This is a genomic window from Maribacter hydrothermalis (genome assembly GCF_001913155.1).
GTDB classification, from domain to species: Bacteria; Bacteroidota; Bacteroidia; order Flavobacteriales; family Flavobacteriaceae; genus Maribacter; species Maribacter hydrothermalis.
This window is the reverse complement of the sequence record NZ_CP018760.1, coordinates 2,500,875-2,514,557: the sequence shown is the minus strand read 5'-3', so window position 1 is coordinate 2,514,557 and position 13,683 is coordinate 2,500,875. Positions and strand designations below refer to the sequence as shown.

The 13,683-nt window shown below is 37.3% G+C and carries 11 protein-coding genes and 1 tRNA gene; 9 read left to right on the top strand and 3 right to left on the bottom strand.

Translation table 11 applies throughout. From position 1 onward, the window contains the following. Nucleotides 1–105: 105 nt before the first annotated feature. Complete coding sequence (locus tag BTR34_RS10705; protein WP_068481337.1) at nucleotides 106–2,847, bottom strand: hybrid sensor histidine kinase/response regulator transcription factor; 2,742 nt, start codon at nucleotides 2,845–2,847, stop codon at nucleotides 106–108. A 471-nt stretch (nucleotides 2,848–3,318) separates the two neighbouring features. Between BTR34_RS10705 and BTR34_RS10700 the strand changes: the two genes are divergently transcribed. The 6 genes from BTR34_RS10700 (at nucleotide 3,319) to BTR34_RS10675 (ending at nucleotide 7,631) form a co-directional block, all read left to right on the top strand. Continuing rightward, entirely contained in the window at nucleotides 3,319–3,603 is a 285-nt protein-coding gene (locus tag BTR34_RS10700) for a helix-turn-helix transcriptional regulator (protein WP_068481334.1), read from the top strand. Further along, nucleotides 3,603–4,805 carry a VapE domain-containing protein gene (locus BTR34_RS10695; RefSeq protein ID WP_068481331.1) on the top strand — a complete coding sequence of 401 codons (1,203 nt, stop codon included), beginning with the start codon at nucleotides 3,603–3,605 and terminating at the stop codon, nucleotides 4,803–4,805. The genes BTR34_RS10700 and BTR34_RS10695 overlap by 1 nt, the downstream gene beginning before the upstream one ends. Nucleotides 4,806–5,020: 215 nt before the next feature. Further along, nucleotides 5,021–5,977 carry a toprim domain-containing protein gene (locus BTR34_RS10690; protein ID WP_068481328.1) on the top strand — a complete coding sequence of 319 codons (957 nt, stop codon included), beginning with the start codon at nucleotides 5,021–5,023 and terminating at the stop codon, nucleotides 5,975–5,977. After that, nucleotides 5,863–6,276, top strand: a complete 414-nt coding sequence (gene mbpA, locus BTR34_RS19220) for a mobilization protein MbpA (RefSeq protein ID WP_317039562.1) — start codon at nucleotides 5,863–5,865, stop codon at nucleotides 6,274–6,276. Before BTR34_RS10690 ends, mbpA begins: the two co-directional genes overlap by 115 nt. Further along, a complete protein-coding gene (locus tag BTR34_RS10680; protein ID WP_068481325.1) occupies nucleotides 6,276–7,145 on the top strand; it encodes a relaxase/mobilization nuclease domain-containing protein in 870 nt (289 codons plus the stop codon). The genes mbpA and BTR34_RS10680 overlap by 1 nt, the downstream gene beginning before the upstream one ends. Nucleotides 7,146–7,157: 12 nt before the next feature. Further along, nucleotides 7,158–7,631, top strand: a complete 474-nt coding sequence (locus tag BTR34_RS10675; protein WP_068481322.1) for a DUF6730 family protein — start codon at nucleotides 7,158–7,160, stop codon at nucleotides 7,629–7,631. A gap of 263 nt (nucleotides 7,632–7,894) precedes the next feature. Here the strand turns inward: BTR34_RS10675 and BTR34_RS10670 are convergent. Further along, nucleotides 7,895–7,976 (bottom strand) — tRNA-Leu (locus tag BTR34_RS10670). Nucleotides 7,977–8,104: 128 nt separating this feature from the next. Here BTR34_RS10670 and BTR34_RS10665 point away from each other — a divergent pair. Continuing rightward, on the top strand, nucleotides 8,105–9,496 hold the full coding sequence (locus BTR34_RS10665; protein WP_068481318.1) for a dipeptidase: 1,392 nt from the start codon (nucleotides 8,105–8,107) through the stop codon (nucleotides 9,494–9,496). Nucleotides 9,497–9,790: 294 nt separating this feature from the next. Here the strand turns inward: BTR34_RS10665 and BTR34_RS10660 are convergent, their stop codons facing one another. After that, nucleotides 9,791–10,369 (bottom strand): PhnA domain-containing protein, encoded by a 579-nt coding sequence (locus BTR34_RS10660; protein ID WP_068481315.1) that lies wholly within the window; start codon nucleotides 10,367–10,369, stop codon nucleotides 9,791–9,793. A 224-nt stretch (nucleotides 10,370–10,593) separates the two neighbouring features. Between BTR34_RS10660 and BTR34_RS10655 the strand changes: the two genes are divergently transcribed. Continuing rightward, nucleotides 10,594–10,959 (top strand): BlaI/MecI/CopY family transcriptional regulator, encoded by a 366-nt coding sequence (locus BTR34_RS10655; RefSeq protein WP_068481312.1) that lies wholly within the window; start codon nucleotides 10,594–10,596, stop codon nucleotides 10,957–10,959. A gap of 2 nt (nucleotides 10,960–10,961) precedes the next feature. Then, nucleotides 10,962–13,670: a M56 family metallopeptidase gene (locus BTR34_RS10650; RefSeq protein WP_082960097.1), complete on the top strand. Its 2,709-nt coding sequence runs from the start codon at nucleotides 10,962–10,964 to the stop codon at nucleotides 13,668–13,670. The last annotated feature ends 13 nt before the right edge of the window (nucleotides 13,671–13,683 follow it).

The following is a 13,683-nucleotide window of genomic DNA, read 5'->3' as shown; positions in this document are numbered from 1 at the left end:
ATTTTTAACATCAACGAGCATCCATTAATTATATTCATGTTACATAATGTTAGAAATTGATACCTCTAAAAAGAAAAATGTTTGAAATAAGATCTGTAATGTAACTTAAACAGATTTACGAAACGCCACTGGAGGCGTGCCGTATTTGTTTTTAAAGGCCGTAGAGAAGTAATTTGGAGAAGAGAAGCCATTTGCATATGCAATTTCAGCAACTGTTAAAGAACTCGTTTCGAGCATAGTTTTAGCTTTTTCCAATCGGATGTTGGCAATGTAATCACTTATACTAATACCCATCATCGCCTTTACTTTTCTGTATAGTTGAACCCTTGAGATAGTAAGGTTTTCAGCAAGGTTTTCAACCGAATAGTCAGAATTTCCCAAATTTTCATTGATAAGGGAATTTAATTGGTGGATAAATTTTTGTTCTATATTCCCAAAGGAATTTATTTCTTCAATTTTATGAATGTTACTGGTATAGTAATACCGAAGTTTCTCTCGATTATACAATAACGATTTAATCGACTGAACCAAAATGGAATAACTGAAGGGTTTAGTTAGATACAAATCTGCTCCTGATTGAAGTCCTTTGATATAAGATTCCTTATTACCCAAGGCTGTAAGTATTATAGTGGGGATATGGGAAGTTCGTAAGTCCTTTTTTAAAATTTCACAGATTTCAAAACCATCTTTATCTGGTAGATTGATATCACAAAGTATAATATCAGGGACAGTTTCAAAAGCCTTCTCAATAGCATCTGTGCCATCGGAAAGGTGAATATCATACTCCAATTGCAATTTGTTCTTAAGAAATTGTGATAGATCCTTATTGTCTTCAATTATCAATACCGAATACTTCTCTTTATTTTTACTCGGTGCCTGAACCAAATAATTATCATCAATCAAATGTTCTGAGGAAAAATCAATAATATTGGAATCAACCAAATCTTGTTCTGAAATAATTTCTGTTTCATCCAAATGTGCTTGTCCTTTGTAAAGCGATATGATGAACTCCGTTCCATGAAGAGATTTCACTTGAATGGTGCCTTTGTGCATCTCCACAAATTCCTTGCTTAAGTGCAAACCTATTCCAGAACTATTTTTTCTATTGTTTGATCCTTTGAAAAATGCTTTAAAAACCCCATCCATTTCATTTTCAGGAATTCCGATACCTGAATCCTTAAAACGGATGTTAACGGTATTGCTACGCTCATCATCTTCAATAGTAATTCCAATCTTCCCATTCTCAGGAGTAAACTTAAAGGCGTTTGAAAGTAGGTTAAAATATACTTTGTCCATTAAATTCCTATCCATGAAAACATCCAAGGATTCATTGTTGGAGGTTAATTTGAAATCAATATTACTTTTCTTGGCCTCTCTTTCAAAATCTTTGAAAATGATTTTTGAAAAACTGTATAAATTAGTTTTTGATGCCCTTAAGTTGAAATTACGATCTTCAATTTTCCTAAAATCAAGTAATTGATTGATCAATCTCAATAGTCGATTAGAGTTATTGTGTATCAACTCCACTTCGTTCCGCATTCTAGAGCCTTTCTCCTTGGCAGAGTCGCTCATTGATTCAATAGAACTTAAAATCAAAGTAATGGGCGTTTTAAATTCATGAGAAAGCCCTGTAAAGAAATTTAGTTTCGCCTCGTTACTTAATTTTACTTCTTTCGCAATTTTTTCAATTTGATTTCGCTGCACGGTAACCTTATCGTTGGTCAATACCAATTGCCTATTTTTCTTTCTAATGGCGAAGATGGAATATACGCTGTAAACAGCAAGGCTTAAGATAATTGCTAACAGTGCCATTGTAATTTTAAGAAGGTTGTTTTGCGAATAATAGAGTTCCTCTTGTTTTTTTATCGCTGCCAACTGTTCTTCCATTTGAGCTTGCTGATCATTTATCTTTTCAAATTGATTGTTCATAATGTCGGCGTTCAACTCATTGATAATGGTGGTTGAGAGGATATTATTCTTAGGAATCGATTCATTATTCAAGATATTCAAAGCTAATTTGATAGCTTCATCACCGCCAGTAGGATAGAGAACCGTTGCCTTTAATACTCCATTTTTTACTGCCTGAATTCCTCCATTAGTTCCGGCAAGACCGTCTACTCCGATAAAACTGATTTCATTCTCTATTCCCAACTCGCGAGCGACTTCCCATGCGCCGACTGCCATTCTATCGTTGTGGGCAAAAATGTAATCCGCCTTTACTCCCTCTTTTAGTAAAACTCTTAATCGATTTTGAACAGACTCTTTTTCCCAATTGCCATTGATTGTCGCTACTACTTGTGCTTGGTTAAATTGGTTTATAATTTGATGAAAGCCCATACCCCTTTCCTCTGCAGGAGAAGAACCAGCTAAACCTTTAATTTCAATAATACGAATGGAGTCGTTATAGTTTGATGCAATTATTTCCTTTGCCGCATTTCTTCCTATTTCAATATTATCCGCGCCTAAATAGGAAGTATATTGTTGATCTTCGGTTTTTCTATCCACTACCAAAACTGGGATTCCGGCTTTGATTGCTTTCTTTACTACCGAAGTAATAGGTTTAGATTGAATAGGTGAGACAATTAGTACATCTACGCTATCAGCAATAAGTTCGTCTATCTGTTTTATTTGTGTCAGTACATCGTAATTAGCATCTTTAATTTGTAAATCAATTTCAGGGTTCATAGAAGCCTGCAACTTCATAGAGTTGTTCATGGAACGCCTCCAATCGTCATTGGTCATCGCTTGAGAAAAACCGATGCGAATCTTACCTTCTTCATTTTCTCCTGAGCAAGAAAGAAAAAACAAGGCAAGCAAAAAACATAATGCTAGATAAAACGATTTCATAAGTACACTTTTCCTATATGCAAACTTAACGAAAATTGAATTTAATTAATCTAGTCAACTGTAGGACAAAATATCTTCCTGAAAAATGAATTTTGGACTAGTCCTTTAAAAGGAACCTTTTTTTGGGACAATACAATTAAACTATTTTCAGATGACTAGCTTTTTGCCTTTTAAGTACCCTTATTTTCTTGATAATTAAATTGTCAATTGTTTATAACTCAAAATTCTTCCTTTTTTAACAAAAATCAAATGGTATCATTTGAATCGTTTTGGAACCATATAAAATTATCCAAATTTCATATGGTTCGATGTGTATTGATTTAACATAAGTAATTGTTTATCAATATTTTGTGAATAAAAATATGTGCACAATCGAGTTTTAGCACCTCCCTCCAATTACCTTTATCCAAAGAATTCTACAAAGGAAAACAAAAGCGCTTTTGTTCATTTAATAATCTTAAAAGGAAACAAATGGACAGTATTTTAATCTTTGAACGACTTGATCGTTTGGAAAGGCTATTGACGGCCAATAAAGAGGTACTCACCTTCGATGAGACCTGTGACTATACCGGAATATCCAGAAGCTATCTTTACAAACTGACGGCCTCGGGAAATATCCCGCATTCAAAGCCCAACGGTAAGATGATCTTCTTTGAGAAGCGCAAACTAAACGATTGGCTTCTCCAGAACGGCAGAAAATCGCATCCCGAAATTACCGACGATGCACTTAAGTTCACCTTCAAAAATAGAAGGTGATGACCTCGCTTTTTAATGGCGAACAACTTTACCATGTAAAGGACGCCAAGAAAAAAACGGTCTACGACTATACCATGGAATATTTGGAGAGTAAGTACGATATTACATTTAACGAGATATCTCATGACTTCCAGATCGCCTTCAAGGATTCCATGGAATGGCAGTATCTGAACCTGAATTCCCTGATCATCGAATTGGCGAAAGCGGGCATCGATATCCCCAATGGGAAATTGGAAACCCTTATCCGGTCGGAATGGATCCCAAAGTGCAATCCCATCCGGGAATATTTTGACAAACTCCCTAAATGGGACGGGCAGGATCATATTCTAAAATTAGCCTCCTATGTACCGACCTATGAGAAGGAAGCCTTTGAATATCATTTCAAGAAATGGCTGGTGCGGACGATAAAATGTGCGTTGGAGGTACACTATTTCAATAAACAGGCCTTTGTCCTTTCCCATCAGGGGCAGAACTCCGGTAAATCGACCTGGTGCCGGTTCCTATGTCCCCCTGAGCTAGCAGAATATATGGCCGAGGACATCAGTAACGACAAGGATGCGAGGATACAGCTTTGCCGGAACTTTCTTTATAATCTGGACGAGCTGGCCGTACTTTCGAAAAAGGATGTGAATGCGCTAAAGTCCTTTTTCTCCAAAACCTTTATCAATGAACGATTGCCATATGATCGGAAGAACACCACCCTACCCAGAATCTGTTCCTTTGTAGGCTCTACCAATATGGCGTCATTTTTAAATGATGAGACCGGTTCCGTTCGTTGGCTCTGTTTTGAATTAAAAGGGAAAATCGATTTTGGGTATTCGAAGGAAATAGATATCAACGGAGTATGGTCACAGGCATACTATCTCGCTTACACAGACCCAAACTTTAATCCTGAACTTTCCATCAAGGATATCCAAGAGAACGAGAAGCGGAACAAGAAGTACACTAAGCTCACCACGGAGGAGGAACTGGTTTCCAAATATTTTGAAAAGTCGGACGATATCAAGGATTTCGTTACCGCCTCGGATGTACTGGTCAAGCTCAGCTGCCTAAACCTTCGCCTGAACCAGATAAACTTGGGACGGGCATTATCCGGATTCAACTTTCAAAGGATAAAGCACCCCAAGCGACAGGTGTACGGCTACCTGGCGCGGCCGAACTTTATCGATACGCCCTGGGAACTGGAACTGTCGAAAAAGTGAAATTACACCTACCTGGTTACCTAAAGGAAGCGGAACGCCCCACCAGCGGGAGCTACCTTAAGGTAGGATATATAAACAACTAGTTACCTAAGTATTACCTAACCTACCTTATTGGGTAAGATGGGTAAGGTCGAATTTATACCCACCTAAGCTCTGAACAAGAATAAACACGGGCTTAGGTAGGATGGTAAGCGAAATAACAATAAAAGAGGCTGATGAAAGAGAAAAGAACAAAAGGATTATCGTGTGAAAGAGCCCGAGCTTTTCCCATCGAAAAAGCGCTGGCAAAACTCGGGCACTTTCCGACCGCGACAAGCGATAAAGCAGCTTGGTTCCTGAGCCCGTTCCGGCTCGAGACCCAAGCCTCTTTCAAGGTGTCCAAGAACCTCAATAGGTGGTACGATCATGGGGAAGGAACCGGTGGGAATGTTATCGACCTGATCTGCAGGATTCAACACTGCACGGTAAGCGATGCCCTAAGAATCATCGGGGACGACAATTCCTCTTTTTTCTTTCAACAGCGGCCCTGTTTTGAAGTGGAACAACAGGATAAGATCCTTGTAAAGGAAGTCAAGGAACTTGCCAATTATGCTCTGCTGGGTTATTTAAATTCTAGATACATTTTGCTTATAACGGCCAAGAAATTTATTAGGGAGGTCCATTATAGTTTTAAGAATAAAAGCTACTTCGCCATCGGTTTTAAAAACGATTCTGGCGGTTGGGAGCTTCGGAACAAATATTATAAGAACTGTAGTTCGCCCAAGGATATCACCCACATCAAAAAAGGAAACGGAAAACTCATCGTTACCGAGGGCGTGTTCGACCTGCTATCCCTTCTTAGTTATAATGAAATGTTGGAAGCGGAATATGATTTTCTGGTCCTGAACTCAACTGCTTTCGTTTCAAAAGCAATGGAAATAATGAAAGGTTATTTGCAAATCGACCTCTACTTGGACAACGATCCGAATGGAAGAAGGACGACCCAAAAATTAATGGCCCATTCCATAAATTGCCTGGACAAATCAATGCTTTATGAAGGATTCAAGGATATGAACGAATGGCTCATCTACAATGCCAAAAAGGGACTTGGTCAGGAAGCGCGAGATGTGTCTTTGTTGCCACAAAGACAAACTCGCTTTACTCCCGATGGTCGCAAAGTAAGGGAAAAATGAAAAGGACCTATATCAAGTTCCGGTGCTCCATCTACGAAAAAAAACTGCTTAGCAAAAGGGCGGAACGGGCGGGAATTTCCCTCTCCGAATATTGCCGCAGCTCCGCTTTCGGCAATGCCGTTATCGAACGGTTGACCGAGCAACAATCGGACCATTATAAAATGTTGGTGAAGTATAAGACAAACTTCACCCGGATCGGGAACATGTTCAGGAAACACAATCCCAAACTGGCCAGCGAGGTGGAGCAACTGGCGGAGGAAATACGAACACACCTATATAATTTCAAAAGAACGAAATAATGATCGGCAAAGGAACGTCCATAGCGCATACGGGAACAAGTATCGATTACGGTTGGAACCAGGAGAAGGATGCGGAAATCGTATTCAGCCAACATTTGGCCGGCAACAGTCCCCAAGAGATAACCGAGGAGTTCACGTTGATACAGGAAGAGAATACCCGTTGTCAAAAGAACACCTTAAGCTTTATACTCAGTCCGACCCAAGAGGATGGTAGGAACCTTTATAAGCAACAATTAGGGGAATTAACACAAAAGTTTATCAAGGAAATGCAATTGAAGCAACGGCAGGCCATCGCCTTTGTCCACAGGGACAAGGCACACACCCATGTCCATTTGTACGTGAACCGTATCGGTTTTGATGGCAAGGCCTACAATGACAGTTATATAGGCAAGCGGAGCCAACTGGCCGCCGAAAATGTTGCCAAGGAAATGGGGCTTACAACAGTAAAAGAGGTACAAATGGAAAAGGAGCTAGATTCCATAAAGGTCCGGCTTGAAATAAAGGACATCCATCAAAAAGTAATGGAGAGCGACAGGCCAAAAACATTGGACTCCTACATCAAGGCCATGCAGGAAAGGAACGTGGAAGTGATTCCGACCATTAACAAAGCGAACAGGTTACAAGGTTTTCGGTTCCAATATCAAGGTCATAACTTCAAGGCCAGTGAGGTACACCGCTCCATGTCCGGAGGAAGGATTATGGCACAACTTTCCCAGAACAAAGGGATTGCAAAACCAAAAGAGGTCGGCAAATCGGTCCAGCTTATGGGGAAAACCATGGAAATGAGTGCCAATTTGGCCACAAGCATTGCCAAGAATATCATCAAAAAAACCATCAAAAAGGCCATCGATACTGGCATAGGATTTTAAAAATAAGAAGCTATGGGATACAAGAAGCTGGACGAGGTAATGGAACTGCTCACCGACGAGCTGGACGGGTTCAACAAGTCCATTAGTAGATTGGAACGGTTGACCAAAAATACGGACAACATCAAAGTGATACCGGATACTACCGAAATTGAACGATTGCTCCAAGAGCATCTGAATTCAGAGAAGGTGAATACCGAAAAGCTTCGGGAGTCGGTTGAGGATATCAGGATTCAGGTTTCAAAAGCAAAACTGGTTCCGAAAATACAACAATGGATTCAATACTCGATTTGGCTCGTTTCCTTGGTCATCATAGGATACCTGGCCCTGCAGGTCGCCCGAATAGGGGAAGTCCAGGAAAGGGCATTTACCGAGGGAGAGCAGGAAGTAATATTTAACCTAAAAGGTTACTTTGACCGGAATCCCGGGCATTACGAATCGTACCAAAAATGGTTAAAGGAAAAAGATAGTGTTCCAAATCAAAAGTAGGGTGCGCCCTATGGGATTTTTGCTTGACGCTTATCTGCCGGAACACTACAAAAATCCCACAGGATCCAGGCGCAGGTAAGTTATGGTAAGATTTGGGGCTGATGCGTGAAACACCTCTAAATGACTAAAAACTATTAATTTGACTTCAAATAGTTAGAAATGGTATCATCTAAAATGTCCAAAAGAAAAATATCGAATTGTGTTACCTATGTGTTACCCAGAACTAAAAAAGCCGACTCCTAAAAGTCGGCTTTCCCTTGTTGTACAGGCGGAGAGACTCGAACTCTCACACCTTGCGGCACTAGATCCTAAGTCTAGCGTGTCTACCAATTCCACCACGCCTGCATATTTTCCAAAATCACGATATGTGATATTCGGGGTGCAAATATAACGCAAAAAATCAATTCTCTAAATTTTAGCTATTTAAAAATCACACTTTTTGTACTTTTAACAAAAGTCATATAAAATAGTACATGAAAAACGTAAAGAATTATCTATCGGAGAATAAGGACCGATTTTTAAATGAGCTTATTGAATTGCTTAAGATTCCGTCTGTTAGCGCAGATTCTGCTTATTCTCAAGATGTCTTGGATACGGCGGAAACAGTTAAAAAAAGATTAGAAGAAGCAGGTTGCGACATTGTTGAAATTCATGAAACAGCAGGTTACCCAATTGTGTATGGAGAAAAAATCATAAATCCTAATCTACCAACCGTTCTTGTATATGGCCATTATGACGTGCAGCCTGCCGATCCAATTAATCTTTGGCATTCACCACCGTTTGAACCCGTTATCAAAAAAACGGATAAACATCCTGAAGGTGCCATATTTGCTCGTGGAGCTTGCGATGACAAGGGCCAAATGTACATGCATGTAAAAGCATTGGAACTTATGGTCAAGACAGACCAACTACCGTGTAATGTTAAATTCATGATTGAAGGTGAAGAAGAAGTTGGTAGTAACAACCTAGCTATTTATGTAGCTGAAAACAGAGAGAAATTGGCTAACGATGTTATTTTAATATCGGATACAGGTATGATTGCCAATGATGTCCCTTCAATAACAACGGGACTTCGCGGACTTAGTTATGTTGAAGTAGAAATTACGGGTCCTAACCGGGATTTACATTCTGGTTTGTATGGTGGAGCTGTTGCCAACCCAATCAATATTCTAACAAAAATGATTGCTAGTCTACATGATGAAAACAATCATATTACCATACCAGGCTTTTATGATAGGGTTGAAGAGCTTTCTACTGAAGAAAGAGCGGAAATGGCAAAAGCACCTTTTAGTTTAGAAAAATATCAAAATGCACTAGATATTGAATCTGTTTACGGTGAAAAAGGATACTCTACCAACGAACGTAATTCCATTAGACCAACATTAGATGTTAATGGTATTTGGGGCGGATACACTGGTGAGGGTGCCAAAACCGTTATTGCAAGTAAGGCATTCGCAAAAATATCAATGCGATTGGTTCCTAATCAAGATTGGAAAGAAATTACCGAGCTGTTCAAAACCCATTTTGAAGCCATTGCACCAAAAGGTGTGAAAGTGGTTGTAAAACCGCATCATGGCGGACAAGGGTATGTTACTCCTATTGATACCGTTGCTTACCAAGCAGCTTCAAAAGCGTATGAAACTACATTCGGTAAAAAACCAATTCCGCAGCGTAGTGGTGGTAGTATTCCTATTGTTTCTCTTTTTGAAAAAGAACTAAAGAGCAAAACTATTTTAATGGGCTTTGGTTTAGATAGTGATGCCATACACTCCCCTAACGAACATTTTGGAGTATGGAACTACTTTAAAGGAATTGAAACCATCCCTTATTTTTATGAGTATTTTACAGAAATGACCAAGAAGTAGTTGGTTAATTGTTTACGTGAATAAAATTGTTATATTTGAATAGTTAAAAAAGATTCCCTGCTGGAACAGAGAACCTTTAATTTTGATTACAGTATCTTATCAATACCGAATCGGATAACCATATAACAAGTTTTAATAAAACTGATTATCCACCCATATTTGAGCCACTTCCTTCTGAAGGATTGAGGTCTCTTGATAATATCATTTATCATATGATATAAAGATACATAAAACAAAACCTTATTTAGAATGATTCTAAATAAGGTTTTGCAAACTTATCAACAATTTGTAACTTTAAATTTTCTTAACGTACTTAGTAATAATTACAGTAAGCGTTGGCCCTACTTTACCTTCAATATATTCCGCATTTTCACGATCTAATGAAATTCTACGTACCGCAGTGCCTTGTTTAGCTACCTGGCTAGATCCTTTTATTTTTAAATCTTTTACTAGAACAACACTATCTCCATTTTCTAAAATTACGCCGTTTACATCGCGGTGAATAATCTTGTCAGCCTCGGCCAAACCTTCTCCTGTTGCTTTCGCCCAGTCTAAAACCTCTGGCTCTAAATACATCATATCTAACAAATCTTTAGGCCAACCTTCAGATTTTAGTCTACTTAGCATTCTCCAAGCTACCACTTTAACAGAATCATATTCGCTCCACATGCTATCATTAAGACAGCGCCAGTGATTAGCATCCATTTGCTCAGAATCTACAATTTGTGTACGGCATGTTTCGCATGCTAAAATACTAGAATCGACTCCGCTTATAGAAACTGGTTCTACTTCAAAAACTTCTAAATTATTGGTTCCAGTACATAATTCGCAAGTGGAACCACTACGTGCTTCCAAATCTTCTTTTACACTCATTCTAGGTTGTTTTTAGAATACAAATTTACATCTTTTAAGTGGGGCAACTGAACCTTTTCCCAAAGAATTGGAGTAGGGTTATGTAGTGCAAGTACACATCGTTAGAAATTGAATACGGGCTTTACATAACTATCCCTAAAGCAAAAAAAACAAAATTAACTCTACACTTGTAGAATTAAAATATTTACTCTATGTTTGTAGAACACATTCTAAATTTGTAGAAAATGCAATTGTCAAAATCAGAAGAAGAGTTAATGAATATTCTTTGGAAGCAGAAAAAAGCTTTTATGAAAGATTTGCTAGATGAATATCCAGATCCAAAACCTGCAACGACTACTGTAGCTACTTTATTAAAAAGAATGACCGATAAAGGATTTATAGATTATAAGAATTTTGGACGCAGCAGAGAATACTTTCCCCTAGTTAAGAAGAAAGATTATTTCTCTAAACATGTAAACGGACTAATTAAAAACTTTTTTAACGATAGTGCTAGTCAGTTTGCATCATTCTTTGCCCAAGAAACCAATTTAAGTAAAACTGAATTAGAGGAATTAAAAAAATTAATAGACGTAGAAATCAAAAAGAAGTAATCATGGAAATCTTCCTTTTAAAATCCGCCGCCTGCATGGCTATTTTTCTTCTTTTCTATAAACTTCTTTTAGAAAAGGAAAGTATTCATCATTTTAAAAGATTTTTTCTATTAATAGCACTAATTGCTTCTTTTATTATACCCCAGGTTGTCTTTACAGAATATGTTAAAATAGAACCCAGCACTACGGTCACCCAAGTTTTAACACTAAATGAACAACCAGAGATAGCACCTGTAGTTACTGCTATTGAAAAATCGCCAGTGAATTGGTCTTTAATACTGTGGACTATTTACGGATTAGGAGTTATTAGCTTCGGATTTCGCTTTCTTTATAATCTTGTCAAAATTTGGAAACGTATTAGAAGTAATACCCAAATAAAAAATAACTCTATAGTTAGGGTATTGCTAAAAGAACAACTACCTCCGCATACTTTTTTACGTTATATATTTTTAAACAAACAAAAATTTAAATCGAAAAGCATTCCAAAATCGGTCTTACGACATGAAGAAACCCATGCGACCCAAAGACATAGTTTAGATGTACTTTTCCTTGAATTATTACAGGTCATATTCTGGTTTAACCCATTAATCTATGTATTTAAAAAAGCCATAAAACTAAACCATGAATTCTTGGCAGATAGCGCCGTACTCAATGGTGAAGAAGACCACTTAAACTATCAAAACACTTTACTGTCGTACTTATCAAACGAAAGCTTTAACACCCATCAATCAGTTGGTATCGCAAATGCCATCAATTATTCATCAATCAAAAAACGATTTGTCATCATGAAAAAACAAACATCAAAAAAAGAGATTTTAATTCGGAGTCTATTGTTGCTTCCGTTATTGGCAATTTTACTATTTGGATTCAGTGAAAAAACAACAAAGAATATTGAAGCCAATAGAAATAGTAACAACCAAATAGCCCCTAAAAGAATAATAAAACTAACAGGTTCAGTAGTAGATTCAAAGACTTTACAGCCCTTAGAAAATGCCGAAATAAGAGATGAAAAAGGAAATTTACTAACTGCTACCGACAACCAAGGAAATTATTTACTTAAATTAGAAATAGAACAACCCGGTGAAATATACTTTTCTCTTTCGGTTAAAAAAAATGGGTATAAACCACTTATACAACAAGAACACTGGGGCAATATACAAGGTGAAATCATTAACTCATTTTATTTTGGACTTCAAAAGAAGAATTCGGATGTACCAGAATTTTCAAAACTTTTCACAAGCAATAGAGATTATTCAAACTCATCGAATCAAGAATTTAAGGTAGATATTGATAAAGAGCATGCTTTTGATCAAAAACTAAAAAAAGCTAAAAAAGGCAATGAAAAAATAGTTGTTGAAATAGACAATTTACTCTACTTAGTAAGTTCATCAGGCTGGATACAGTTAAACACCCTAAACGATTATATTTCAGTTGACGATGACAAAATTATACCCGCTTCTCAATTAAATGCAATAGTAAAGCGCCATAGCGTAAAAGCTATGTCGCCTTTAGAGGATTATGATAATGCACAATTTGCCATATACACATCTTCTGGTGACATAAATGAAAATCTGAGCAAAAGAGCTTTTAACCACTACAATATATTAGCCAAAAAGTACAATGCAATTCCTATTGAAAAAAGAAAAATTCCGCTGAGTGATTTAAGGATATTAGAATCTATTTATAGAAACATGACTGTAGAAGAAAGAAAAGCATCTCAACCCTTCCCTGAATGTTTACCTAAACAAGATCAAGATGGTGCAACAAAAGCACAATTAGCTGAATACAACAATTTGGCTAATAAATACAATACTTTGATAGCTGAAGGTGGTAATATTAGAATCATGAAATCTGATGTTGACAAATTAAATTACATCTTCGACTTAATGTCTGACCAACAAAAAACTTCTGCCGAGCCTTTTCCCGATTTCCCCGAACCACCACCTGCTCCAATGGCGCCTGGAGTAAAAAAAGGTGAAAAAAGTAACATTCCACCTCCGCCGGCGCCAAAAGAACCAAATACACATATAGAATCATCCTTAAATTTCGCTGCACCACCTCATTCTCCAGATGCGCCAAAGACCTTAAATACCAGTAACTATGCCAGTGCTCAATTAAAAGAAATTATACAAACCCAAGACCCTTATGACCATAACAATTTAGATTTAAAAGCTCTAAATGGCGTCCCAACGTCTAGTACATCCTTTTATACTGATGCTGATAAAAAAAATACAGATTTTTCAGCTAATGAAAATATGCGAGTTTATATTTATAACTCTAGTTCTTTAAAAACTAACAAATCACCTACCCTAATGAATTCTTTAAAAGATCTTGCGAACCAAGACGCTCAGTTCTATTTTGATGGTAAAAAAATAACATCTGAAGAAGGATTTAAAATTGTAAAAAGTGAAAAAGATATTAAAATAGAAACATTACCATACACAAACAAACAGCCAGAGGTTCGTATATATAAAAAACATAATGATTTACGCATTCCGGCTCCACCAACACCACCTAATCCTGTTACACCTCTAGACTACGTTATAAATGCAGCAAAAAATGGAGCATTATTTATGTACGAAGACAAGGATGTATCTTCAGACGAAGCCATTGAATTATTGAAGAAAAATAAAGAATTGAATATAGAATCTCGTAATAAAAACGGCAAGACAATGATAAGAATTACCAAAGAACCTGTAACAATAAACTAATAACAACGTCAAA

Excerpts from the sequence above, each read along its gene's own strand:
- BTR34_RS10705 (WP_068481337.1), bottom strand. The coding sequence starts at position 2,847 with ATGAAATCGTTTTATCTAGCATTATGTTTTTTGCTTGCCTTGTTTTTT.
- BTR34_RS10700 (WP_068481334.1), top strand. The coding sequence starts at position 3,319 with ATGGACAGTATTTTAATCTTTGAACGACTTGATCGTTTGGAAAGGCTA.
- BTR34_RS10695 (WP_068481331.1), top strand. The coding sequence starts at position 3,603 with ATGACCTCGCTTTTTAATGGCGAACAACTTTACCATGTAAAGGACGCC.
- BTR34_RS10690 (WP_068481328.1), top strand. The coding sequence starts at position 5,021 with ATGAAAGAGAAAAGAACAAAAGGATTATCGTGTGAAAGAGCCCGAGCT.
- mbpA (WP_317039562.1), top strand. The coding sequence starts at position 5,863 with ATGGCTCATCTACAATGCCAAAAAGGGACTTGGTCAGGAAGCGCGAGA.
- BTR34_RS10680 (WP_068481325.1), top strand. The coding sequence starts at position 6,276 with ATGATCGGCAAAGGAACGTCCATAGCGCATACGGGAACAAGTATCGAT.
- BTR34_RS10675 (WP_068481322.1), top strand. The coding sequence starts at position 7,158 with ATGGGATACAAGAAGCTGGACGAGGTAATGGAACTGCTCACCGACGAG.
- BTR34_RS10665 (WP_068481318.1), top strand. The coding sequence starts at position 8,105 with ATGAAAAACGTAAAGAATTATCTATCGGAGAATAAGGACCGATTTTTA.
- BTR34_RS10660 (WP_068481315.1), bottom strand. The coding sequence starts at position 10,369 with ATGAGTGTAAAAGAAGATTTGGAAGCACGTAGTGGTTCCACTTGCGAA.
- BTR34_RS10655 (WP_068481312.1), top strand. The coding sequence starts at position 10,594 with ATGCAATTGTCAAAATCAGAAGAAGAGTTAATGAATATTCTTTGGAAG.
- BTR34_RS10650 (WP_082960097.1), top strand. The coding sequence starts at position 10,962 with ATGGAAATCTTCCTTTTAAAATCCGCCGCCTGCATGGCTATTTTTCTT.